Source organism: Sphingopyxis sp. NFH-91 (genome assembly GCF_021401285.1).
GTDB lineage: Bacteria > Pseudomonadota > Alphaproteobacteria > Sphingomonadales > Sphingomonadaceae > Sphingopyxis > Sphingopyxis terrae_A.
In genome coordinates this window covers 146,216-169,544 of record NZ_JACBGA010000007.1, presented here as the reverse complement: position 1 = coordinate 169,544, position 23,329 = coordinate 146,216, and the positions used below count along the sequence as shown (strand labels likewise).

Annotated in this window: 19 protein-coding genes; 9 read left to right on the top strand and 10 right to left on the bottom strand. The window is 67.0% G+C overall.

The features are described 5' to 3' along the window. Positions 1–50: 50 nt before the first annotated feature. The 4 genes from L0963_RS15815 to hflK all read right to left on the bottom strand — a co-directional run bounded on the left by L0963_RS15815 (position 51) and on the right by hflK (position 4,179). Entirely contained in the window at positions 51–419 is a 369-nt protein-coding gene (locus L0963_RS15815) for a VOC family protein (protein ID WP_062901443.1), read from the bottom strand. Positions 420–540: 121 nt separating this feature from the next. Further along, complete coding sequence (locus L0963_RS15810; protein ID WP_058811252.1) at positions 541–2,040, bottom strand: Do family serine endopeptidase; 1,500 nt, start codon at positions 2,038–2,040, stop codon at positions 541–543. Positions 2,041–2,167: 127 nt separating this feature from the next. Continuing rightward, entirely contained in the window at positions 2,168–3,019 is an 852-nt protein-coding gene (gene hflC / locus L0963_RS15805; RefSeq protein WP_062901442.1) for a protease modulator HflC, read from the bottom strand. Further along, a complete protein-coding gene (hflK, locus tag L0963_RS15800) occupies positions 3,019–4,179 on the bottom strand; it encodes a protease modulator HflK (RefSeq protein ID WP_082819862.1) in 1,161 nt (386 codons plus the stop codon). The genes hflC and hflK overlap by 1 nt, the downstream gene beginning before the upstream one ends. Positions 4,180–4,271: 92 nt before the next feature. Here hflK and L0963_RS15795 point away from each other — a divergent pair, with 92 nt between their 5' ends. The 6 genes from L0963_RS15795 to phbB all read left to right on the top strand — a co-directional run bounded on the left by L0963_RS15795 (position 4,272) and on the right by phbB (position 11,525). Next, positions 4,272–5,249, top strand: coding sequence for an Mrp/NBP35 family ATP-binding protein (locus L0963_RS15795; RefSeq protein ID WP_062901441.1), 978 nt, complete (start codon positions 4,272–4,274; stop codon positions 5,247–5,249). Beyond that, positions 5,249–5,671 (top strand): CoA-binding protein, encoded by a 423-nt coding sequence (locus tag L0963_RS15790; protein WP_062901440.1) that lies wholly within the window; start codon positions 5,249–5,251, stop codon positions 5,669–5,671. The genes L0963_RS15795 and L0963_RS15790 overlap by 1 nt, the downstream gene beginning before the upstream one ends. 52 nt (positions 5,672–5,723) lie before the next feature. Continuing rightward, entirely contained in the window at positions 5,724–8,012 is a 2,289-nt protein-coding gene (locus L0963_RS15785; protein ID WP_217372892.1) for a xanthine dehydrogenase family protein molybdopterin-binding subunit, read from the top strand. Then, complete coding sequence (gene hemH / locus L0963_RS15780) at positions 8,009–9,007, top strand: ferrochelatase (RefSeq protein WP_186401481.1); 999 nt, start codon at positions 8,009–8,011, stop codon at positions 9,005–9,007. Before L0963_RS15785 ends, hemH begins: the two co-directional genes overlap by 4 nt. A gap of 96 nt (positions 9,008–9,103) precedes the next feature. Continuing rightward, entirely contained in the window at positions 9,104–10,696 is a 1,593-nt protein-coding gene (locus L0963_RS15775) for a DUF1963 domain-containing protein (protein ID WP_234180476.1), read from the top strand. Between the two features lie 106 nt (positions 10,697–10,802). Next, a complete protein-coding gene (phbB, locus tag L0963_RS15770; RefSeq protein WP_086457969.1) occupies positions 10,803–11,525 on the top strand; it encodes an acetoacetyl-CoA reductase in 723 nt (240 codons plus the stop codon). A gap of 63 nt (positions 11,526–11,588) precedes the next feature. On the opposite strand, the gene L0963_RS15765 is transcribed toward phbB, so the two are convergent. Then, positions 11,589–12,335: a helix-turn-helix domain-containing protein gene (locus L0963_RS15765; protein ID WP_217372894.1), complete on the bottom strand. Its 747-nt coding sequence runs from the start codon at positions 12,333–12,335 to the stop codon at positions 11,589–11,591. 112 nt (positions 12,336–12,447) lie between these two features. On the opposite strand from L0963_RS15765, the gene L0963_RS15760 reads away from it, so the two are divergent. Next, entirely contained in the window at positions 12,448–12,696 is a 249-nt protein-coding gene (locus L0963_RS15760; protein ID WP_062901435.1) for a ribbon-helix-helix domain-containing protein, read from the top strand. Here the strand turns inward: L0963_RS15760 and L0963_RS15755 are convergent. From L0963_RS15755 to L0963_RS15740, 4 genes are all read right to left on the bottom strand, one after another. Beyond that, positions 12,681–13,532, bottom strand: a complete 852-nt coding sequence (locus tag L0963_RS15755) for an ATP-grasp domain-containing protein (RefSeq protein WP_186401478.1) — start codon at positions 13,530–13,532, stop codon at positions 12,681–12,683. The genes L0963_RS15760 and L0963_RS15755 overlap by 16 nt on opposite strands. Before the next feature lie 43 nt (positions 13,533–13,575). Continuing rightward, positions 13,576–18,273: an NAD-glutamate dehydrogenase gene (locus tag L0963_RS15750; RefSeq protein ID WP_234180474.1), complete on the bottom strand. Its 4,698-nt coding sequence runs from the start codon at positions 18,271–18,273 to the stop codon at positions 13,576–13,578. 165 nt (positions 18,274–18,438) lie between these two features. Beyond that, a complete protein-coding gene (locus L0963_RS15745; protein WP_234180472.1) occupies positions 18,439–19,839 on the bottom strand; it encodes a hypothetical protein in 1,401 nt (466 codons plus the stop codon). A gap of 96 nt (positions 19,840–19,935) precedes the next feature. Further along, complete coding sequence (locus L0963_RS15740) at positions 19,936–20,316, bottom strand: OsmC family protein (protein WP_062901432.1); 381 nt, start codon at positions 20,314–20,316, stop codon at positions 19,936–19,938. 103 nt (positions 20,317–20,419) lie between these two features. On the opposite strand from L0963_RS15740, the gene L0963_RS15735 reads away from it, so the two are divergent. Together L0963_RS15735 and L0963_RS15730 are read left to right on the top strand one after the other, a co-directional pair. Beyond that, the gene (locus tag L0963_RS15735) at positions 20,420–21,439 is read left to right on the top strand and encodes a DUF2804 domain-containing protein (protein WP_186401476.1); all 1,020 of its coding nucleotides are present in this window, start codon (positions 20,420–20,422) and stop codon (positions 21,437–21,439) included. Positions 21,440–21,563: 124 nt separating this feature from the next. After that, positions 21,564–22,169: a Yip1 family protein gene (locus tag L0963_RS15730; RefSeq protein ID WP_062901430.1), complete on the top strand. Its 606-nt coding sequence runs from the start codon at positions 21,564–21,566 to the stop codon at positions 22,167–22,169. Positions 22,170–22,222: 53 nt separating this feature from the next. On the opposite strand, the gene queG is transcribed toward L0963_RS15730, so the two are convergent. Then, positions 22,223–23,275, bottom strand: a complete 1,053-nt coding sequence (queG, locus tag L0963_RS15725; protein WP_062901429.1) for a tRNA epoxyqueuosine(34) reductase QueG — start codon at positions 23,273–23,275, stop codon at positions 22,223–22,225. Positions 23,276–23,329: the final 54 nt, after the last annotated feature.

The following is a 23,329-nucleotide window of genomic DNA, read 5'->3' as shown; positions in this document are numbered from 1 at the left end:
TTTTAGGACTGTCTATGGCTGCAACGCCCGTGCGCGCCGCCAACGCGTCGTCACCCCATGACGAAGGCGTTGAGCTTGTTGCCGTCGGGATCGCGAAAATAGCCCGCGTAAAAACCTTCGCCGCGCGGACCGGGGGCGCCTTCGTCGCTGCCGCCATGCGCCAGCGCGATATCATAGAGGCGCTGGACCTGATCGGTATCGCTGGCCTCCAGCGCCACCATCACGCCATTACCGACGGTAGCGACATTGCCGTCGAACGGCTTGGTCAGGCCAATGCCCGCGCCGCCGCCCTCCTTGCCCCAAGCAATGAAATTGTCGAATTCCATCATGCGCGGCACACCCAGTTCGGCGGCGATCGCGTCGTAAAAAACCGCCGCTTTGGTAAGGTCGTTGGTGCCGAGCGTCACATATCCGATCATTGGTCATCTCCCGATTCGTTGAAGCAAGAACATATCAGGAACAATGTATACGACAAGAAAAGAAAAGGGCGCCCGGTCGATGTCCGGGCGCCCCTTTCGAAACGTTGACGATGCTGCGCGATTACGGCTTGATGCGGATCGCGATAAACGCCGACGGACCGCCGCGGCGGAGAATTTCCATCAGCACCGCGTCGCGGCCAGCCTTCTTCGCTTCCGCCACCGCCTTGGCCAGGCCCTCGCTCGTCGTCACCGGGGTGCGGTTGACGCTGAGGATCACGTCGCCGCGGCGCAGGCCCTTGCGGCCAGCATCGCTGTTGCTCGACGCGGCGCCGATGACGAGGCCCTTGGTCGATGCATCGACGCCGACAGCGCGCGCGATGTCGGGGGTCAGCGTCTGCACCGCGAGGCCCAGATTGTCCTGGACCGCCTTGTCCGAAACGCTCCCGCTGTTGTCGTCAGGCGTCGCCTGATCGTCTTCGGGGTCGAAATCATTGCCGGCGAGCTGGTCTTCGGGCGGACGCGTGCCGACGACGGCGTTGAGCGTCATCGTCTTGCCGTCGCGCACGACCTCGATCGGGATACGCGTCCCCGGCTTGGTGTTCGCGACGATGTAGGACAGCGTCTGCTGCGGCGTCACATCCTTGCCGTTGACCTTGGTCACGACGTCGCCGCGCTTGATGCCCGCCTTCGCCGCGGCACCGTCATCCTCGACGCGCTGGACGAATTCGCCGCGATCCTTGGGCAGGCCGAGCGCCGCGGCCATATCCTCGCCGACCGGCGCGATGCCGATGCCCAGATAGCCGCGCTCGACACGCTCGCCGGCGCGCAGCGCGTTGATCACCGGGATCGCTGCATCGGCCGGAATGGCGAAATTGACCCCGATGTTCGCGCCGACGGGCGAGATCAGCATATTGTTGATGCCGACGACATTGCCGTGCAGGTCGAACAGCGGACCGCCCGAGTTGCCGCGATTGATCGCCGTGTCGGTCTGGATGTAGCGGTCATAAGCACCGCCGTTGCCGATATTGCGCTGCACCGCCGAGATAATGCCGGCGGTGACGGTCGAGCCGAGGCCGAGCGGGTTGCCGATCGCAACCACCCAGTCGCCAACGCGCGCCTTGCCGCTGTCGCCGAATTTCACGAACGGCATGCCGGTCGCGTCGATCTTGAGCAGCGCGAGGTCGGAGGCGACGTCGCGGCCGACGATCTTGGCCTGAAATTCCTTGCCGTTGGTCAGCGTCACCGTGACCTGGTTCACCTGTTCGCCGCGCGGACCGCCGGTGACGACATGGTTGTTGGTGACGATATAGCCGTCGTCCGAGATCAGAAAGCCCGAACCGCCGCCCTGCTGCTCCTGCGTGACCGGTTCGCGCGTTCCCGCGAACGGATCGAGCCGGACGCCCAGCGTGACTTCCTGCTTGGTCGAGATGTTGACCACTGCGGGCTGCAGCTGCTCGACCAGGTCGGCGAAGCTTTCGGGCGCGCCGGCGCGCGGAACCGCCTTGGCGATTTCGCTGCGCTCGTTCTGCGCGACCTGCGCGATAACGGGCGACTGGGTGACGAGCGCGAGCGCTGTGCCACCCACCAGCAAAGCCGAAGTGATGCCATAAACATAACGCACGATCGCAAATCCTTCTCTCTTGCGAAAAAACCCAAGGACCCCGGCAGGCTTCATTTGGGGCCGTGCGGCTGAACGGCAATTGAACATGAACGGCGACTGCACGTCCGGTTCATCCGCCGTCCGGCCGCTATCCGCCGCTGAAACGCTTCAGATATTCATTGTCGGGCGACATGATGATCGACGTTCCGCCCTTGTTATTCTCACCCAGGAATGTCTGACGATAACTCTGCATGGCGCGATAGAAATCATAGAATTCGGGATCCTTGCCGAAGCTGGCGGCATAGATGCGCGCGGCTTCGCCATCGGCGTTACCGCGAATGATCTGCGCTTCCTTCTGCCCTTCGGCGCGGATCGCGATCGCTTCCTGCTGGCGCGCGGTGCGCATGCGGTCATAGGCCGCCTGCAGCGTTGCGCCTTCGGGGAGGTCGGCGCGCTTGATCCGCACGTCGATGATTTCGGCGCCATATTTGTGCGCCTCGCGATTGAGCGCGACCTGAATATTGTCCATCACCGCACCGCGTTCGGGCGAGAGCAGGGTCGCGAAGGTCCGCTTGCCGAGTTCGTTGCGCAGCGACGAGCCGAGGATTGTCGCCAGCTGTTGCTGCAATTTATCCTCGGTCCGGATCGCGGTGTACATGCGCACCGGGTTGGTGATGCGGAAGCGTGCGAAGGCATCGACCTGCAGCCGTTGCTGATCGGTGGAGAGCACCTGCTGGCGCTCCATGTTGATGCCCAGAATGCGCTTGTCGATATATTGGATCCCATCGGTGAACGGCACGCGCAGGACAAGGCCCGCACCCGACCGGCCGAATTCCTCGTTCGCCTTGTAGCGATTCACCGTGCGCTCGATTTCGCCGAAGCGCAGGATCAGCGCCTGCTTGTCTTCGGGAACGATCGCCAGCGTCTGCGACAGGATCACGAGAATGGCGACGAGGCCGACGAGCAGCCGCATCGGATGGCGGGTGATCGATTCGAACATCACTGGCCTCCCTTCGCCGCATCGGACGCGGCGTCGGACGCCGCGCGCGAGCGCCGCTGAACTTCGCTCAGCGGCAGATAGGGGGTGACGCCGCGCGCCTCGACAATCGTCTTGTCGACGTTCGACAAAACATTCTCCATCGTTTCATAATATAGCCGCTTGCGGGTCACGCCCGGCGCCAGCTTATATTGTTCGTAAATCTTGTCGAACGCCGCGGTGTCACCGCGTGCGCGTTCGAGCACCTGCTGTTCATAAGCACGCGCCAGGTTGATCGACGACTCGCGTTCCTGCCGCGCCGCGGTCACTTCCTTGAACGCCTCGTCGACCTGCTTCGGCGGATCGGCCTGGCGAATCGCGATGCCCTGGATTGTCACGCCGGCGCGATACTGATCGAGCAGGGCCTGCATGCGCTGCTGAACCTGCGTCTCGATCTCGACCCGGCCGGGACCGATCGCCTGCACCAGGTCGAAATTGGCGACCGTCGCGCGCATCGCGCTTTCGGCGACCTCGCGGATGGTGCCGTCGGGATCGGCGAGCTGGAAGATGTAGAGTTCGGGGTCGCGGATCGACCAGCGCACTTCATAGGCCAGATCGACGATGCTCTGGTCGCGGGTGAGGACGAAATTTTCGTCGCTTGCATTGGGCGAGCCGACCTGCATCGTGCGGATCGCGCGCACGTCTTCCATGCGGATGCGCTCGATCGGCGCCGGCCAGGTGAATTTCACGCCGGGTCCGACGGTACGCGAATAGCTGCCGAGCCGGGTAACGACGCCTTCCTTTTCGGGCGGTATGATGTGGAAGGACGAAAACAGGAACCACACGGCGACAAGCGCGCCAACGCCCCATTTCCACAGCCGCGCCGATTCGGGCATCTGCAGATTGCCGCCGCCGCCACCCGAACCGCCGCCGCCAAAGCCGCCGCGCCCCTTGCGCAGAAGTTCGTCGAGCGCGGAGGGGCCGCGCGGCTTGCGCCCGCGCAGTCCGTCGGCGGGATCGGGCGTCACCCAGGGATTGCGCGGACCCGACCGGTCATCGCCATCGCCGTTATCCTTCGGGCCATTGCCCCACGGACTGTTCGCCATCAGCGCAATCTGATGGAAAAATTGCCGCACTCCCTGCGGGGCGCGGCCTCCCATGCTGCCATCACTTTTGTTGCTCATGAATGCTTTTATAAGGGCGGCGCGCGCGATTAACAGGGGGGCCAGGCGAAAATGGGTGGCAATCGCCCCGCTTATCCCTATCTGCCGCGGACATGACCGATATCGCCATCCTTGCCAGTCTCGCCACCGATCTGACCGGCGGCCGCACGTCGGGGCTTCGCTATCTCGACGATCAGGGCACGCTCGCGATCGTGCTCGATGTCACCGGGCTCGCCGAAGACGAGCGCAAGCCGCTCGAGGAAAAGCTCCGCGCGGGCCTGCTCGCCCGTGCCGGCGTTACCAGCGTCCGCGTTGCCATGACCGCCGAGCGCAAGGCGATGACGATCATCGCGGTGGGCAGCGGCAAGGGCGGGGTCGGCAAATCGACGCTCGCCGCCAATCTTGCCGTCGCGCTGCGCCGCACCGGAGTGAAGGTCGGACTGGTTGATGCCGACATCTACGGTCCGTCGCAGCCGCGCCTGATGGACAGCGAGGGCGTGAAGCCCGAAGCGCGCGGATCCAAGCTCTCGCCGGTGCAGAGCGCCTATGGCGTTCCGATGCTGTCGACCGGCCACATCGCCGCGCCGGGTCAGGCCATCGCCTGGCGCGGCCCGATGGCGGGCCGCGCGCTCGAACAGCTGATCGACGCAAGTTGGGGCGATATCGATACGCTCGTCGTCGACCTGCCCCCCGGCACCGGCGACGTCCAGCTCACGATGATCCAGAAGCACAAGCCCACCGGCGCGGTCGTCGTCTCGACGCCGCAGGATCTGGCGCTGATGGACGCAGCGCGCGCCGTGTCGCTGTTCGAGCAGGCCGAAGTGCCGATCATCGGCGTCGTCGAGAATATGGCCGGCTATGCCTGCCCGCATTGCGGTGAGGTCAGCGACCCGTTCGGAAGCGGCGGTGCCGAGACCGCGGCGAAGGAAATGGAGCTCGATTTTCTCGGCCGCGTGCCGCTGTCGATGGGCATCCGCCTCGCGAGCGACGGCGGCGTCCCGCCCGCGGCCGGAACCGATCCGCTGGGCGAGCCGTTCCACGCGATAGCCGCAAAGGTCGCGGCGTGGCTCGCGGCGCGAAAGGGCATATGATGGCGATCAACGACGAGGCTGAAATTCGCGCCCTGCTCGCAAGGCCGCGCCGCATCGCCATCGTCGGCGCCTCGCCTAATCCCGCACGCCCCTCGAACGGCGTGCTCGCCTTCCTGGCCGCGCAGGGCCACGATGTGATCGCGGTCAATCCCGGCCATGCCGGCAAGACGATCCACGGCGCGCCGGTGGTCGCGACGCTCGCCGATGTCGAGCCGGCGGCGGAGATCGTCGATATCTTCCGCAACAGCGCCGACGCGGGCGCTGCCGTCGACGATGCGATCGTCCACGGGGCGAAAGCGGTGTGGATGCAACTCGGCGTCATCGACGAAGCCGCCGCGCGGCGCGCCGACAAGGCCGGCCTGGTCGTCGTCATGGACCGCTGCCCCAAGATCGAGATTCCGCGGCTGGGCTTGCTGCGCTAGCCCCTACGAAAGGCTTTGCGTCGCCGACTCGCCGCGATTATCAGCAGCGGGGATGACCGGCATTCGGGACAAAGTGGGGACAAAGAAATCGCGCCTGCCGCATGTCAGCCGCCGGTCGCTGCTCGTCGGCGCCACCGCTGCGGGCGGCCTTGCGCTGGCCTGGTCACTCTGGCCGCGTCATTATGCGCCCAATCTGACCGCTGCGCCCGACGAACATATCTTCAACGCCTTTCTGAAGATCGGCGACGACGGGCATATCGCCGTCGTCGTGCCGCAATGCGAAATGGGGCAGGGCGTCACCACGCTGCTGCCGCAGATCATTGCCGACGAGCTCGGCGCCGACTGGCGCACCATCGCCGTCGAAACCGCGCCGATCAACCCGCTCTATACCAACACACTGCTCGTCGACGAGGATAGCGCCACCTTCATGCCGCGCGCGCTGGTGCCCGATGTCGTCGCCGATGTGCGCAGCTGGGTCCGACGCGAATGGGCGGTGCGCCATGCGGTGATGCTGACCGCCAACAGCTCGTCGATCCGCATGTTCGAGGGGCCGTGTCGCGACGCCGCGGCGCAGGCCCGCACGCTGCTGATGATGGCGGCAGCGAAGCGGTGGGACGCCGACTGGCAGGATTGCGACACGCAGGATGGCTTCGTCACCTGGAAGAACCGCAAGCTGCGCTTCGGCGACGTCGCGGCGGTGGCCGCAACGCTCGATCCTCCGGCCGAACCCGTCTATCGCGCCAACAACAATGACCCGCTCTACGGCAAGGAACTGACGCGGCTCGACCTGCCGGCAAAGGTTGACGGGTCGGCCAATTTCGCCGGCGACATCCGCCTTCCCGACATGGTTTTCGCCGCGATCCGCCAGGGACCGTTCGGCGCCACCCGGCTCAAGAGCATCAACCGCAAGGCGGGGATGGCGTCGCCCGGCCTGCTCGACATCGTGCTCCACGACCGCTGGATTGCAACCGTCGCGCGCAACTGGTGGGCCGCGAATCGCGCGCTCGACCGCTTCGCACCGCAGTTCGAAACCACCGGGCCGCCGATTTCGAGCGCCGGCATCGACCAGGCGCTGAAGGCCGCGCTCAAGGCTGATGGCTATCGCATCGCCAAAAAAGGCGACGTCGCCGAGGCGATGGAGGGACGCACCAAGGTTGCGGCGCATTACGCCGTCGCGCCCGCGCTTCATGCACCGATCGAGACGCGCACCGCAACCGCCGCTCCCGACGGCGACCGGCTGCGCCTGTGGGTTGCGACACAGGCGCCCGCCCAGTGCCGCGACGCGGTCGCGCGGGCAGTCGGATTGCCGCCGGGCAAGGTGACACTGTTCCCGATGATGGCGGGCGGATCGTTCGACGCCTGTCTCGATCACAGCGTCGCGGTGCAGGCGGCGATCATCGCGACGCAGATCAAGCGCCCGGTGCAGCTCGCCTGGTCGCGCGCCGAAGAAATCATGCGTGACATTCCGCGCGCGCCGGCACGCGCCAAAATCTATGCGACGCTCGACGCCGCTGGCGGGATCGACGCGCTCGTCGCGCGGATCGCGGTGCCATCGACGAACCATGAATTCCGCGCGCGGCTGTTCGACGGAACCCCGGCTGACGTCGCGCAGCGCGAGGCGGCGGGAACGCCCGACGCCGCAGCGGTCGAGGGCGCGGGCGGATCCTATAATTTCCGCCATTTCGCGGTCGATCATTGCCCCGCCGACATAGGCCTGCCGACCGCGCGCTGGCGCGGCAACGCCGACAGCTACACCGCCTTCTTCACCGAATGTTTCATCGACGAAATGGCGGCACGCGCCGGATCGGACGCACTTTCGTACCGGATGGCGATGCTTGGACAGGCGCCGCTCCTCGCCCGCTGCCTGCTCACTGCGACCAGCCTCGCCGGATGGGAAGGCGGGCTTTCGGGCACGGCGCAGGGCCTTGCCTGCCATTCGATGCGCGGCAGCCACATCGCGCTCGTCGCCACCGCCCGGCCCAGCGACCGGGGGCTGCAGGTCGAACAGCTCGTCGCCGTCGTTGACGCCGGGCGGCTCGTCAATCCGGCGATCGCACGCCAGCAGATCGAGGGCGGGCTCGTCTTCGGTCTCGCCGCCGCGGTCGGCGCGACGACCGATTATGACGGCGGCATCGCGACCGCCCGCAAGCTCGGCCAGCTTGGCCTGCCCCGCCTGTCGCAAGTGCCGCAGATCGTCGTCGAATTCATCGACAGCGACCGCGATCCCGGCGGCGTCGGCGAAATCGGCGTGCCCGTCGTCGCGCCGGCGATCGCCAATGCAATGTTCGCCGCAACCGGTCGCCGAATCCGCCGCCTTCCGCTATCGCCCGATCCGCTATGATCGAACGCCCCCTTTCCCATCTCGCGGTACCCGCGCCGCGCATCGGCGTGCTGCTCGTCAACCTCGGCACCCCCGACGCTCCCGAACCAGGTCCGGTACGCCGCTATCTGCGCGAGTTCCTGTCCGACCCGCGCGTCGTCGAAATCCCGCCGCTGCTGTGGCAGCCGATCCTGCGCGGCATCATCCTCAACACGCGCCCGAAAAAGTCGGCCCACGCCTACGCGCAGGTGTGGACCGACGAAGGCTCGCCGCTCGCCGCGATCACCCGGCGCCAGGCCGGAGCGTTACAGGCGGCGCTGGGCGACGATGTCCGCGTATCCTGGGCGATGCGCTATGGCGCTCCGGCAATCGGCGGCGCGATCGACGAACTTGTCGGCGAAGGGTGCCGCCGCATCCTGATTGCCCCGCTCTATCCACAATATTGCGCCGCGACGACGGCGACGGTTGTCGATGCGGTCGGTGCGCATCTTGCGCGCCTGCGCTGGCAACCCACGCTGCGTTTCCTGCCGCCCTATCACGACGATTCCGCCTATATCGCGGCACTTGCCGCGTCGGTCGAGGCGGGGATCGCCGCGCTCGATTTCGCGCCCGATACGCTCGTTGCCAGTTTTCACGGCATGCCCGAACGGACGCTGCATCTGGGCGACCCCTATCATTGCCAGTGCGTGAAGAGCGCGCGGTTGCTGTCCGAAGCGATCGGGCGGCCGGTCGAGATTGCCTTCCAGTCGCGTTTCGGACGCGCCAAGTGGCTCGAACCCGCAACCGACGCGCTGCTCGAACGGCTCGGCCGCGAGGGGCGCCGTGTGGCGATTTTCGCACCGGGTTTTTCGGCCGATTGCCTCGAGACGCTCGAAGAGCTCGCGATCCGCGGCAAGGAGCAGTTCGAGGCGGCGGGCGGGCGCGACTTCGCCTATCTGACCTGCCTCAACGACACCCCGCCAGGAATGGCTATGCTTGAGGTGCTGGTGCGGCGTGAACTCGCCGGATGGCATTGAAATAGCGGGCGCTTACCTCCTGTTTAACTCTGCGTCTTAAGCTGTGTATCCAGCGGCTTCCGGTATATTGCGCCGGCACCCGCGCGGAGACATGCGATGAGCGAACTCGACCGGGCAGCCATGACGCTCGCCGGCCTGACCCTGGCCTTTTTGATCGCGGTCGCCATCGTCTGGTGGATACGCCGCCCCCGCCCGCAGGTTACGCTGCCCAAGGCCCCCAGAATGCCGCGCGAAATCCGCATGCCGCGGCTGCCGCGCCGCGCCGAGCCTGAAATCGAGCCCGTCGAAATCGCGCCCGCGCGCCTCGCGCGGCTGCGCGCCCAACCGGTCTATGACCCGTTGCCCGAAGACGAACCGCCGACCGAGGTCGCTCCAATAGCCGCCGAAACCGACACGCCCTCAGACGCCTTGCCGCCCGAACCGATCGAAGAGATGCTGGCGGCGCAGGTTCAGGCCGTCGAGGCGCAGGCGCACGGCGCATCCGAGCCATTGCCCATCATGGACAGTCCCGCAGCTGGTCACGCCGTGCCTGCCAGCCAGGCGCGACTGGTCGCGCAAATCCCGCCGCGCGACGCGATTCTGACGCACAACTGGGTCGGCGGGCGCCCGCGTCTGCCAGGCGCGATGCCGTGGCCGCGGATCGAGGGCACCGATGCCGACTTTATCGCCCAGATCGCCTGTGCCGATTTGCCTGCCGGACTCTGGGACGGGTTGGGCCCGCGCACCGGCGCACTCGCCTTTTTCGTCCATCCCGAAACGGGCGCGGCGACGGCGCTCCATCTGCCCGAGGTGGGACCGCCACGCGCGGCACCCAAGCCAGTCGGCCGCGCCTATTTCCGTCCCGCCGGGCTCGAAGACGAGGCGCTGCACCGGCTCGCGGTGCGGGCCTTTCCCGAATGGGCGGTCGACGTCCGCGGCGCCGATGCGCCCGGCACGCTGGCCGGGGCGGACGCCGCCGAAGCCTTTTTCGCGGCCACTGGCTATGATCTTGCCGATCCTGCCTTTCATCCGTTCGACTGGCCGACGATGACCGGGCTGGCGGCGCTGCTCGCCGCGCGCCTGCCCACCCTTGAAACCGGCACTGCGCCGCCGCCCGACGCGAGCGACGAGCTGACCGAGGCGCTGGCCGATGCCGCCGCAACCAACCGCGACGCGGCCGAGCGCGCGCGCGAGATATTGGCGATCATCGACGAAAGCGCGGGGCAGGCCGGCTTCTCGGCCTCGGACGCGTCCGCAGTGATGACCGCGCTGCACGCGATCCACTGGTCGCGGGTGGTGATCGAAAGCGATGCCGAAAGCGGCGAGGACCGCACCGAATCGATCACTTTGCCGCTGACGCGCCACCATCCGGATGCCGAGCTGTGGGTCAGCGACTATCGCGCGCTGCTTTTCGATCATGCGCGCCATCGCTGGTGCGCCGACCCCGATTCGCTTTCGGCCCCGGCCCGGGCGCTCTTCGAACCCGTCTGGGCCGCACTCGCCGCCGCCGAGGCGCCTCTCGTAGGCGGGCAGCCGCGCCACTATGCACCCGGCTTCGACGAGGAGCGCGACGCGATGCTCGTCGAATTGCCCGCAAGCGCCTTGACCGGCATCGCGCCCGCGCAGGGCGCCAGCCTGATCCTCGCGATCCGCAAGGCCGATCTTGCCGTCGGAAATTTTGCGGCGCTGAAGGCACTGACCGGAAACTGAAAAACTTTCCCCGCAAAGCCGCGCGATTGACGTTCCGGTCAACTTGCGGCCGCTTCGCGCGCGCCCTAATCAACAACGAAGCAAGATTGTGTGGGAGAGCGAATTCATGACACGCGTAGCAATCGTCACCGGCGGCAGCCGCGGCATCGGCGAGGCCATTTCGCTGGCGCTGAAGGATATGGGCGTGCGCGTCGCCGCCAATTATGCAGGCAATGACGAAAAAGCGCGCGCCTTCACCGAGCGCACCGGCATCCCCGCCTATCGCTGGGACGTCGGCGACCATCAGGCCTGCCTCGACGGCTGCGCGCAGGTTGCCGCCGACCTCGGCCCGATCGACATCGTCGTCAACAACGCCGGGATCACCCGCGACGGCACGCTGGCGCGCATGACCTTCGACGACTGGAACGACGTCATGCGCATCAATCTGGGCGGCTGTTTCAACATGGCCAAGGCGACCTTTGGCGGCATGGTCGAACGCGGCTGGGGCCGCATCGTAAACATCGGGTCGATCAACGGCCAGGCGGGCCAATATGGCCAGGTCAACTATGCCGCCGCCAAATCGGGCATCCACGGCTTTACCAAGGCGCTGGCGCAGGAAGGCGCCAAGAAGGGGGTGACCGTCAACGCGATCGCGCCCGGCTATATCGACACCGATATGGTCGCCGCCGTCCCCGCCCCGGTCCTTGAAAAGATCGTCGCGAAAATTCCTGTGGGGCGTCTCGGCCACGCCGAAGAAATCGCCCGCGGGGTTGCCTTTCTGTGCAGCGAGGACGCAGGCTTCGTCACCGGATCGACGATGTCGATCAACGGCGGACAGCATATGTATTGAGCGCGCGCGCCCTGGCTCAAGACCCTCCCCCCTTTTCATGGGGAGAGGGCCTTGTTCCTCGCTTCAGTCCACCGTTACGCCGACGACCCGCCACGTATCGCCTTCGCGCACCAGCGAAAGCGTTTCGATCACGCCCGCCCTGTTCGTATAATCGGTACGGAATTTGACCATGCGATAGCCTTCGGGCGGCGCGGGGACATATTCGTCGCCAATCAGGACGCGCGATCTTGCGGCCCCGAGCGGCCCCTGCACCTGCCGTCCCGCATTGGCCCAGGCTTCGACGGTGTTGAGCGCCTTGAACGACTGTCCGGTCGCCTCCCAGCTTGCCTTCCAGTCGCCCTTCTCAACCAGCACAAGCCAGGCGCGCGCCGCGTCGGCGGCCGCGCTTTCGGTCGGCGCAGCAGGCGGCGCCGCGGCGGGCGGACCGCCGGTTCCGGTCACCGAGGAAAAGGCGAGTAAAGCAAGGGCAAGCGACATGAGAATAGCTCCAGCTACCAGGCCGAGCAGCCGCACCGAGCGGCGCTTTCCGGCATGTGGAGCACCATCTCTCACGCCGGCCGCTGCTGGGGCTTCCCCCAAAGGCTTGTCCGCAAATTTTTCGGGGGGGCGATGTTCTATCGCGCGCAGCTTGCGCGCCGCCTCGCGGCTGCTCGACACCGCCATCTTGCGGCGGGCATCGCGCAGCCGTTCGTTGATCGTATGCACCGAAAGCCCCAGTTGCCGCGCCATCGATTTTGCATCGTGCCCATCGACAAGCAGGCGCAGCGTCTCCTTTTCCTTTTCGGTGAGCGTCTGAATGGGTGCTGTCATGGGCCTGCCTGCCGTTGCGCCGGAACCGCGCGGCATTTTACGAATGGCCCGCCGGCGATCTACCCCAAATAATTCGTATCCGCATTTGCCGCGCCGGTTGTAAACCAGCGCGATGACCGCCTCCTATCACCCCCCCGTCAAACGCTCGGTTACGATTGCAGGGCACCCGACGTCGATCAGCCTCGAGCCCGTCTTCTGGGACGCGCTGGAAGTCTCGGCGGTGCAGCGCGGCCTGCCGGTCAATGCGCTCGTCGCGCGGATCGACGTCGAACGGATGGAGGCCCCCGATCCGCCGAACCTGACCTCGGCAATCCGCCAATGGCTGTGGCATGCACTCCTTGGCGATCAGACGGCGGCGTAAACCGCCTGCCCGAAGGCCGCGCCCTTGTCGCCGGCATGATGCAGGAACAGCGATGGCTCGATCAGCTCGAGTTCCATGATGTGCAGCACGCCCGCCGCATCGCCGACCATGTCGACGCGCGCATAGACGGGCGGCGCGGGCGCGGCGGCAAGCGCCGCGGCGGCGAGCAGGCGCGCCGCCTCGCTCGCTTCCCATCCCGTCTCGCGCCCGCCGAACTGTTCCTGGACGCGGAAATCGCCCGACGCGGGGCGCTTGACGATGGCATGGCTGAAGGCGCCGCCGAAAAAGAAGAGCGAATACTCCCCGTCGGCGAGGATGCCGGGCATCAGCGGCTGAACAAGGCGGCGGCGTCCCAGCCCATCGGCGGGGATCGGGGCGCCGGGCGCGATACGGTGCGTCCCGTCGGCACCGCCCGAAATCGCGGGCTTCACTACCACCTCTTCCACGCCGAGCGCCGCGCGCGCCTGCGCCAGCGATACGTCGTCCAGCGCCGCGACCTCGACCGTCGGCACCACCGCAACGCCCTTCGCGCCAAGCTCGGCAAGATAGGCCTTGTCGCTGTTCCAGCGCAGCACCGGCACCGGATTGACGACGGGCAATCCCGCGAGCCGGTCGAGCAGCGCATACCAGACGGCAACGTCGCGCTGGTAACCCCAGGCGAACAGCGGCAGGATCAGGTCGAACCTGGTCAGGTCGCCGGGATCGGTCCAGACGCGCTGCTCGACCGCCAACCCGGCCGCCGCCAGCGCCGCCGCCTTGCGCGCGAAGGCGGGCCGCCAATTTTCCTCATAATCGGGTGCCGGGACGAGGATCGCGACGCGCGGTTGGAACGGCATAGAGCCTCCTGAAGCCCTCCCCCTAAGGGGAGGGTCAGACCTGTTACCGGCCGAGCAGCCCGCGCGCCTGCCCCGCAATGTGCGACAGCATCGCGCCATTGGGATTGGGGATGGTGCGCGCGCGGTCGACCGTCGTGCGGAATTGCGCGACGCGCGGTCCGTTCGCTTCCAGCCATTTGCTGACCCCGGCATCGAGATCGCCCTTGGGCAACCCCGCGAGGAAGCTCAGCCGCATCTGCTGGAAATCGCGCGCCAGGCTGTTGACGAGCAGGCGTTCCCACGGGTCGGCAGGACTCATGTGCGCCGCCAGCGTCTGCGCCCAGTCGAGCCCGAGCGCGTCGCCCAGATGGGTGAAGGCCCGCGTCACCCCGACCTCATCGTCGCCGCGCCGTTCGGCAAGGTCGACGATTCCGATCGCGCCGTCGGTCTTGAACAGGCGGACGACCGCCGCGGTCAGCGCCTCGGGCGCGCCGGCGTCGAGCAGCTGCTGCGCCAGCGCGTCCCACTGACGCCGCACCGACGCGCTGAGCAGCGTGTCGACTGTCGCGGTCAGGCGATCGACGCCGGGTTCGAGCCGCGCAACGAGCGCGCCCGGCTGCGCCAGGCCGGGGCTGACGCGCAGCAGGTCGGCCATCTGCGATGCCATCGCCGAGGCGGCCTGGCTGAACAGCGACAAGCGGATGGATTCGTTTATCCCCGCGCTGTCGAGCGACGCCCACAGCCCCTTCATGTCGAGCAAGCGTTCGACGGCGACGAACGCCGCCGCGACCTCACCCAGCGAGCAGCCCTCTTCTTCGACCAGTTCGAGCGGGTGGACGATGCCCATGCGGTTGACGATGCGGTTCGCAAGCTTGGTCGCAATGATCTCGCGGCGCAGCTGGTGATCGGCGATCGCCCCCGCGAAATCGCGCTGCATCTCGGCAGGGAAGGCCGCAGCAAGGTCGCTCGCCAGCGCGGGATCGTCGGGCAAGGCGCTCGCTTCGATCGCGTCTTGCAGCGCCAGCTTCGCAGTCGATAGCAGCACGGCGAGTTCGGGCCGCGTCAGCCCGCTCCCTTCGGCCGAGCGGCGCAGCAGCTCGTCGTTCGCCGCCAGCCCTTCGACCTTGCGGTCGAGCCGGCCCGATGCTTCGAACGTCTCCATGATCCGCACCAGCGACGGCACCGCGGCAGCGCCACCCTTTTCGGCGATCGACAGCGCGAGCGCCTGCAGTCGGTTGTCCTCGAGCACCAGCGCCGCGACATCGTCGGTCATGCGGACGAGCAGCGCGTCGCGATCATCCTGGCTCAGCCGGCCTTCGGCCATCTCGCGGTTGAGCGCGATCTTGATGTTGACCTCATTATCCGAACAGTCGACGCCGGCGCTGTTGTCGATGAAGTCGGTGTTGATACGCCCGCCCTTCGCCGCAAAGGCGATACGCGCGGCCTGCGTGACGCCCAAATTGGCGCCCTCACCCACCGCGCGGACGCGCAGATCCTCGGCATCGACGCGCAGCGCGTCGTTGGCGGGATCGCCGACCTCGGCATTATTCTGGCCCGCCGCCTTCACATAGGTGCCGATGCCGCCGAACCACAGCAGATCGGCGGGCGCGCGCAGAATGGCGGAGATCAGTCCGGCGGGGTCGATTTCAGCAACCGAAAGACCCAGCAGCGCCTGCACCTCGGGGGTCAGCGGGATGCTCTTCTGGCTGCGCGCGAAAACGCCGCCGCCCTTCGAGATCAGCTTCTTGTCATAATCGTCCCAGCTCGACCGGGGCAGTTTGAACATGCGGTCGCGTTCTTTCCAGCTCTTGGCCGGATCAGGATCGGGATCGAGGAAAATGTGACGATGGTCGAAGGCCGCGCACAGCTTGATCGCCTTCGAGAGCAGCATGCCGTTGCCGAACACATCGCCCGACATGTCGCCGCAACCGACGACACGGATCGTGTCGGTCTGCACGTCGATGCCCATTTCGGCGAAGTGACGCTGGACCGAAACCCACGCGCCCTTGGCGGTGATGCCCATCGCCTTGTGGTCATAGCCTTTCGACCCGCCGCTCGCGAACGCATCGCCGAGCCAGAAGTCACGCTCCATCGCAAGTCCGTTGGCGACGTCGGAGAAGGTCGCGGTACCCTTGTCGGCGGCGACGACGAAATAGGGGTCTTCGCCATCGCGGATCACGACGCCCTTGGGGTGCACCACCTTGCCGCCGACGATATTGTCGGTGATCGACAGCAGTGACCGGATGAAGATGCGATAGCATTCGGTGCCTTCGGCGAACCAGGCGTCGCGATCCTCGGCCGGGCTCGGCAACTGCTTGGGATAGAAGCCGCCTTTCGCGCCGGTCGGGACGATGACGGCGTTCTTGACGCGCTGCGCCTTCATCAGCCCCAGAATTTCGGTACGGAAGTCGTCGCGCCGGTCGGACCAACGCAGGCCACCGCGCGCGACCGGGCCGGCGCGCAGATGGATGCCCTCGACGCGCGGGCTGTACACCCACACCTCGCGCCACGGCAGCGGCTTGGGCAGCCCCGGAACCAGGCTCGAATCGATCTTGAACGCCAGCGCCTCGGCCGCCGCGGGCGCAAAGGCGTTGGTGCGCAGCGTCGCGCCGATCACCGCATGGAACAGGCGCAGGATTCGGTCGTCGTCGATCGACTGGATCGCTGCAAAGCCGGTCTGGATTTCGGCGGCGAGCTCTTCGGCGCGCGCCGCATCCTTTGCCTGGGGGTCATGGAGCGCACGGAAGCGATCGACGAGCGCGGCGGTCAGCGCCGGGGCGCCGCGCAGCGCCGCCACCACCGTATCCATGCCATAGCTCGATCCGCCCTGGCGCATGTAGCGGAACCAGGCGCGCAGCCACACGATCGCCTGTGGATCGGTCTGCGTCACCAGCACGAGCTGGTTGAACGCGTCGTTTTCGGCCTTGCCATCGAGCACCGCGGCAATCGCGCCCTCGATCGTCTCCACATGCGGCATCAGGGCGGTTTCGTCGACATTGGCGGGCAAGCGCAGCGAAAAATCGTGGATGAAGGTTGCCTCGGCATCGCCCTCACCGCCGCCATGGACGTGCAATTCGGTCGGGATTTCCTCGAGCACCTCGAACCCGAAATGTTCGAGCGCCGGAACCACGTCCGACAGCGCGAGCGGTCCGGCCGCACTATAGACCTTCAGCCGCAGCCGGTCGTCGCCGTCGAGGCTCTTTTTCGCCAGCCGCACATTGCGCGGGCGGTCGGCATCGAGGTCGCGCAGACGCAGGATGTCGCGCGCCGCCTCTTCGGGATTATAGAGATTGCGGTAATTGGCGGGGAACAGCGGGGCGAAGCGCGCCGCAAGCGCCGCCGCGCGGCCCGGATCGCCGCGGCGCGCCAGCGCGCCTTCGACTTCGGGCTGCCAGCCGCGCACCATCTGTTCGAGCTGAGCGTTCAGCGCTTCGGTATCGGGCACGATGCCGCCGCCGCGCAGGTCGAGCGTGTAGCGCAGCAAGGCAGCGCCGCCATCTTCGAGCGCCATCGTCCAGCCTATGACCCCCGCCTTGGCCTCGCGCACCAGCAGCGACTCGATCGCCAGCCGGCGACCCGTCGACACCTCGTCGCGCGGCAACCAGACAAAGGTGAAGAGATGGCGGCCGAGCGGACTGCGTATCATCACCAACTTCGGGCGCGGGCGATCGGTAATCGACATCGAGGTGAGCACCAACTCTTCGAGCGATTCGGCGTCGAACGCGATCAGCAAGTCGTGGGGCAGCGCGGTCAAAGCGTGCGCGAGCGCCTTGCCCGCGTGGCCGCCGGGGTCGAAGCCGAATTTGGCCATAAGCGCCTCGAGCTGCGCGCGCAGCACGGGCACCTTGGCGGGCGGCGTCGACAGCGCGGCGCTGGTCCAAAGACCCGCATGGATCGACAGGCGCTCGACCGTCTTGCCCTTCATCTCGGGAACGACGACCAGATCGAGCAGCACGCGGCGATGCACCGACGACAGGCGGTTCGACTTGATGAGGAGCGGCGCCGTGCGGCCCTTTTCAAACCAGGCAAAGGCCGCTTCGAGTGCGGTTTCGGACAGGATTTCGCTCGTCCCCGCGGCACAGATGCCCAGCGGGTCGTGGCGCTTGCCGTCGCGCGTGCGCCATTCATGGCCGAGCTGCGTCATCGCGCCGCTTTCGAACCAGCGCAGCAGCTCGGCGCCATCGCCGTCGGCGCGCATCGTCGAATCGGCGAGCATCGCGGCGCGCATCGCCTTCCAGTCGGCGACCGCAGCGCGCACATCGGCGAGCGAGGCTTCGAGCGCATCGAGCAGACGGCGCCGGGCGCGGGCGTCGCCGCGTTCGAGCTCCATATAGATGACCGACTCGCGCGCACCGTCCTTGCCGGCGTCGACCGCGGTCAGATGATTTTTCGCGTCGCGCTCGACCGAAACCACCGGGTGGAGGATGCGGTGCACGGCAAGACCCTGCGCGCCCGCGATCTGCGAGGTCGAATCGACGAGGAAGGGCATGTCGTCGTTGACGACGACCAGGCGCATCCGGCGGTCAGTGCCGTCAGCCGCCACCGGCTCAAGCAGGAACGACGGTTGGCCCGGCGCCCGGTCGAGCGACGCGCGGGCGGCGAATTCGCCCGCTTCAGCCAGCGCCTTGGCATCGAGGTCGTCGCTCTCGCCGGGCAGCGCGCTGCCCTGCAAGGCGGCCTGATAGGCCTTGGCGAATTTCGCAGGAACTTGCGCCGCCGGCGACGTGCTGGCTGCGGTGTCTTCAGTCGATTTTTCAGGCATAGGGTTGCAGCATCCCGGACCAAGTTGAAGCGAGCATCCGCCGGGGGGACGGCGGCGCCTTGCGCTACGGCTCCCTATGCGCCCGCGCCGCGAAAGGCTCAAGACCCCCCGCGCATGCCGCGCAAAATTATTTCAACTTTTGGATTGTCTGTTACGCTACTCGGGTCAATCGGCCGGGCTGATCGCGATTGCCTTCTTCGCCAGCTTCGCAACCAGCGCCGGATCGTCGGCCGCCTTGGCGACGATGCCGATGTGTCCGCCGGGCATCGCGCGCGCAATCAGCACCACGAATTCGGCATCGCCCGCATCATGCTCCAGGATCAGCGCCGGGTGCGCGGTGCGCAGCGCCGCCAGTTGCTCGTCAACCTTCGCCGCTGCATCGCCCGCGGGCTTGCGGCGCGCGCGCGTATCCTTGACCAGACCCTTGAGCCCGCCCGGATAGCGGTCGAGATAGGCGGGAAGCGACCCGCGCTCCAACCCCGCGTCCTTCGCATGGCCGAGCACGCAGGCATATTCGGCGAGGCGCGTCTTGTCGTAGGAGGCGCCGAACACCAGCTTGACGACTGGCGTCATTGGCGCACGCTCCTGCGCCTGCAGCCCCGCATCCTCGAGCAATTCGGCGAAGGCGTCGGGCTTCGCTTCGGCGGCGAGCGCGAAATCCCACGCCTTGCCAACCGCCTGATAGAGCGCGCTGCGGCTGCGGCTGTCGGCCGCCATCGCGCGTTCTGCGGTCTCGCGCGCCAGCGCCAGCCAGTCGGCCAGCTCGGCATCTTCACCCGGTCCGGCCGCGCCATCTTCGACAGTCTCGTTGGCGGCATCATCACCCTTGGCAGCCGGTACTACAGGATCGTCGAAGCGCTCGGTCAGCAGCATCACATCGCCAAAGGCAACCGCTTCGGGCAGGACGTCGCCGAGCGCGGCGAAGCCCGGCGCCGCTTCGTCGTCGATCTGCTCCGAATCGGGGCCGTCGGCCCACACTGGCACGGGTGCGGTCAGCGGCGCAGCGCTGCGCAGCGCCTGCTCGACCGACAGTTGCAGCTCTTCAGCCTGCTCTGCGGCAACCGCTTCCTTCCAGTTGATGACGCCCATGATAAAATCGATGGTGTCGTCGTCGGACGAAAAGGGCAGCAGGATGCCGCGGTACATGATTGTCATGCCGCGATCGTTGACGAACTCGGCCTCGAAGCCGATCGGCGCGCGGTTGGCGATGATCTGGAGATAATGGTCGGTCAGCCGCGACAGCAGCGACCGCCCCGGAATCTGGCTGATATAATGGACATCCTCGTCGATCTGCGATTCTTCACGCAGCCGGTCGCCGAGATAGGAGATGCCCGGATTTTCGATACCCGCGGTAAAATCGAGCAGCACCGCATTGGGCCCGAAGTCGGCGCCGTCGAGGTCGAGATCCTCGACCGACGGATAGGCGCGGTCGGCAAGCAGCGATGCCCAATGATTATAGGCGCGCACCTGCATCCGCCGTTCGTCGACACCGACAGCCGGCGGCGCATCGATCGCGCCATCGTCCTGATCGTGGCTGCCCGAAAGCAGTCCGCGCATGCTGTCCATCATTTGTCCCCAGTCGCAAACATCGGGGATGTCATGCACCGACAGTGGTAAAAGTGGCGTAAACGATGCGCTCCGCAGGCACCGCGCGCCGCGCCGTCAGGCGAGCGTGGTGGCGATCGGCAGCCCGGCCTTCAGCGTCAGCGTGACCGGCGTGCGCTCGGCAATGTCGGCCATGCGCGCGCGCTGTTCGTCGTCGAGCCCGACGATCGCCAGCGTGCGGTCGATCCGCTTCTCCTCGCGCCCCGACAGGCGCAGGCCGACCTCGACCGATTCGAGCGGCCAGCCCTTGCGGTCGGCATACATACGCAGCGTGATCGCGGTGCACGCGCCCAGGCTCGCGAGCAGCAGATCATAGGGCGCCGGGCCCACCGCGCCGCCGCCGAGCGCGGGCGGCTCGTCGGCGATCAGCGCATGGCCGCCGACATCGATCTCGGTGCGATAGCGGTCCTTGCCGATTCGCGCGCTGCCTTGCGCCATGCCATCCTCCTGCATCCTGCGTCGCGCGCAGCCTATCAGATGCACCGCTCGTTGCCAGCCACCGTGCGCAGCTGGCATAGACGGCCCCGCAGGGGAGGCGAGGATGCAGACAAGAATGGGAGCAGGACCGCTGCTCGACGCGCGCGGGCAGCTCGCCGAACGCGGCTGGGCGACCGCCGAGGTGCGCCGCTACGACCGTGCGCGGATCGCGGCGGGCAAGCTGCGGATCAAGGAGTGGGACTATTATTGCATCCTCACCGACGCCTTCGGGATCGCGCTGACCGTCGCTGACAATGGCTATCTGGGCTTCCTCGGCGTGTCGTGGATGGATCTGGCGGCTCGAACCGCGATCAACGACGGTGCGGTGATCCCCTGGCCGATGGGCCGCATGCGGCTGCCCGAAAGCGCCGATGCGGGCGATATCGAACAGCGCCGCGGCGGCATGCTGCTGCGCTTCCGGCATGAACCGGGCGGCCGGCGGCTGACGGTCGAGGCCCCGAATTTCGGCGGCGGACAGGGTCTCGCGGGCGAATTATGGCTCGCGCAGCCGCCCATGGACCGCATTGTGATCGCCACGCCTTTCTCGGGGGCGCCAAGGGCCTTCTATTATAATCAGAAAATCAATTGCCTCGCCGCCGAGGGCGAGATTCGCGTGGGGAACACCCTCCATAGCTTCAGCCCCGACCGCGCCTCCGGCGTGCTCGACTGGGGGCGCGGCGTCTGGACCTACGACAATGTCTGGTATTGGGGGTCGGCCTCGGGAATGACGGACGGACGCCGCATCGGCTTCAACATCGGTTACGGCTTCGGCGACACGGCGGCGGCATCGGAGAATATGGTCTTCGTCGACGGCACCGCGCACAAGCTCGACCGCATCGCCTTTCATATGCCGGCGGGCGGACCCGACACAGGGCCGTGGCGCTTCACGAGCAACGACGGACGGTTCGAAATGACGATGGACCCGATCGTCAATCGCCACCACAGCACCAACCTCGGCCTGTTCAGGACGGTGCAGGATCAGGTTTTCGGCCGCTTTTCAGGGCGCATCATCCTCGACGACGGCAGCGCGCTCGACATTGCCGGGCTCACGGGCTTTGCCGAAGAAGTGCGCAACCGCTGGTAGTCGGTGCTGTGCGCCTGCGCACAGCAATCCACACCCTTGCGCCCTATCCCCGAATGCGAGACTATCGCGGTCCATCGGGGGAGACATCCGGGGTCGCGGTTCAGCCATTGGGTGGAGACCGACTATGACAGGGAATGACCAGCAGCCGCGCTCGATCGTCGATCGCGTGAAGAATATCTTGCTCCAGCCCGCGCGCGAGTGGGAAGTGATCGACGGCGAAGCCGAAACGATCGGCGGCCTTTATCGCCGCTATATCATCCCGCTGGCGGCGATTCCCGCTGTGGCGGGGCTGATCGGCATGCTCGCCTTCGGCTTTTCGGTAATGGGCTTCACCTATCGCCCCTCGGTCGGCTCGGCCGTCGCCTCGGCCGTCGTGCAATATGCAACGACCTTGATCGGGGTCTTCATCCTCGCGCTCATCATCGACGCGCTCGCCCCCAGCTTCGGTGCGACACAGAACCGCGTCCAGGCGTTCAAGGTCGCGGCCTATTCGGGCACCGCGAGCTGGGTCGCGGGCATCTTCGCGATCCTGCCCGCACTTTCCTGGCTGTCGCTGCTCGGCCTCTACGGCCTCTATCTCCTTTACCTCGGCCTGCCCCGCCTGATGCGCGCGCCGCAGGAAAAGGCGATGACCTACACGATCCTGATCGTCGTCGCGGCGATCGTCGTCGCACTCGTCATCGGCGCGATTACTGCCCCGATCACCGCGACCTTCATGCGGGGGTTCTAGGCAAGAAGGCGGACCGGCGAGGGCGGGGGCGGTGCGATCGCCGTCTCCCGCCGTCAGTCCGCCAGTTGCTCGAGCGCCCATCGCGCGGCGTCGGCGACCATCGGCGATGTGTCGCTTGCCAGCGCCACCAGGCGCGGCCGCAAACTGCGATCGCCGCTGTTGCCCGCCGCAATCGCGGCGTTGCGTACCATGCGGCCCCGCCCGATCCGCTTGATCGGCGAGCCTGAAAAGACCTGCCGGAACCCCGTATCGTCGAGCGCGAGCAGATCGGCGAGCGCGGGCGCCGCCAGTTCGCCGCGCGGCAGAAACGCCTGGTGCCGCGCCGCGGTGTCGGCAAACTTGTTCCACGGACACACCGCCAGACAATCGTCGCAGCCATAAACGCGGTTGCCGATTGCGCGCCGGAATTCGGTCGGGATCGGTCCATCATGCTCGATCGTCAGATAGGAGATGCAGCGGCGGGCATCGACGCGATAGGGCGCGGGAAAGGCCGCGGTCGGGCATGCCTGCTGACAGGCGGTGCAACTGCCGCACCGGTCGCGTCCGGGAACCGAAGGCACGAGATCGAGCGTGGTGTAGATCGCGCCCAGAAACAGCCAGCTGCCATGCTCGCGGCTGACCATATTGCTGTGCTTGCCCTGCCAGCCGAGCCCGGCAGCGGCGGCGAGCGGCTTTTCCATCACCGGCGCGGTGTCGACAAAGACCTTCACCTCGGCGCCCGGCGCCTCGGCGACGAGCCAGCGCGCGACATGCTTCAGCGCCTTTTTGACGACGTCATGATAGTCGGCTCCCTGCGCATAGACCGAGATGCGGCCGCGGTCGGATGCCCCAGCGAGCGCCAGCGGATCGGTGCCGGGGGCATAGCTCATGCCGAGCGCGATCACCGACCGCACCTCGGGCCACAGCCCTTGCGGCGATCCGCGCTGTTCGGCGCGGCTTTCCATCCAGATCATGTCGCCGTGGCATCCGTCGGCGAGCCATTGCGCCAGCCGCGCCGCGGTTTGCGGCGCCGCGTCGGCGCGCGCGATGCCGAACGCCGCGAAGCCATGCGCGCGCGCGGTGGCCGCGAGCCGCTCTTCGATCGGGGGCAAGGCATTGGAAAGCATTGCGCCCCTATACGACAGGCGGCGGGCCGTGCCATAGAGCGATGATACAGTGAT

Bases quoted from the DNA above. Each gene is read 5' to 3' on its own strand.
- L0963_RS15815 (WP_062901443.1), bottom strand. From the start codon at position 419: ATGATCGGATATGTGACGCTCGGCACCAACGACCTTACCAAAGCGGCG.
- hflC (WP_062901442.1), bottom strand. From the start codon at position 3,019: ATGTTCGAATCGATCACCCGCCATCCGATGCGGCTGCTCGTCGGCCTC.
- hflK (WP_082819862.1), bottom strand. From the start codon at position 4,179: ATGAGCAACAAAAGTGATGGCAGCATGGGAGGCCGCGCCCCGCAGGGA.
- L0963_RS15795 (WP_062901441.1), top strand. From the start codon at position 4,272: ATGACCGATATCGCCATCCTTGCCAGTCTCGCCACCGATCTGACCGGC.
- L0963_RS15790 (WP_062901440.1), top strand. From the start codon at position 5,249: ATGGCGATCAACGACGAGGCTGAAATTCGCGCCCTGCTCGCAAGGCCG.
- L0963_RS15785 (WP_217372892.1), top strand. From the start codon at position 5,724: ATGACCGGCATTCGGGACAAAGTGGGGACAAAGAAATCGCGCCTGCCG.
- hemH (WP_186401481.1), top strand. From the start codon at position 8,009: ATGATCGAACGCCCCCTTTCCCATCTCGCGGTACCCGCGCCGCGCATC.
- L0963_RS15775 (WP_234180476.1), top strand. From the start codon at position 9,104: ATGAGCGAACTCGACCGGGCAGCCATGACGCTCGCCGGCCTGACCCTG.
- phbB (WP_086457969.1), top strand. From the start codon at position 10,803: ATGACACGCGTAGCAATCGTCACCGGCGGCAGCCGCGGCATCGGCGAG.
- L0963_RS15765 (WP_217372894.1), bottom strand. From the start codon at position 12,335: ATGACAGCACCCATTCAGACGCTCACCGAAAAGGAAAAGGAGACGCTG.
- L0963_RS15760 (WP_062901435.1), top strand. From the start codon at position 12,448: ATGACCGCCTCCTATCACCCCCCCGTCAAACGCTCGGTTACGATTGCA.
- L0963_RS15755 (WP_186401478.1), bottom strand. From the start codon at position 13,532: ATGCCGTTCCAACCGCGCGTCGCGATCCTCGTCCCGGCACCCGATTAT.
- L0963_RS15750 (WP_234180474.1), bottom strand. From the start codon at position 18,273: ATGCCTGAAAAATCGACTGAAGACACCGCAGCCAGCACGTCGCCGGCG.
- L0963_RS15745 (WP_234180472.1), bottom strand. From the start codon at position 19,839: ATGGACAGCATGCGCGGACTGCTTTCGGGCAGCCACGATCAGGACGAT.
- L0963_RS15740 (WP_062901432.1), bottom strand. From the start codon at position 20,316: ATGGCGCAAGGCAGCGCGCGAATCGGCAAGGACCGCTATCGCACCGAG.
- L0963_RS15735 (WP_186401476.1), top strand. From the start codon at position 20,420: ATGCAGACAAGAATGGGAGCAGGACCGCTGCTCGACGCGCGCGGGCAG.
- L0963_RS15730 (WP_062901430.1), top strand. From the start codon at position 21,564: ATGACAGGGAATGACCAGCAGCCGCGCTCGATCGTCGATCGCGTGAAG.
- queG (WP_062901429.1), bottom strand. From the start codon at position 23,275: ATGCTTTCCAATGCCTTGCCCCCGATCGAAGAGCGGCTCGCGGCCACC.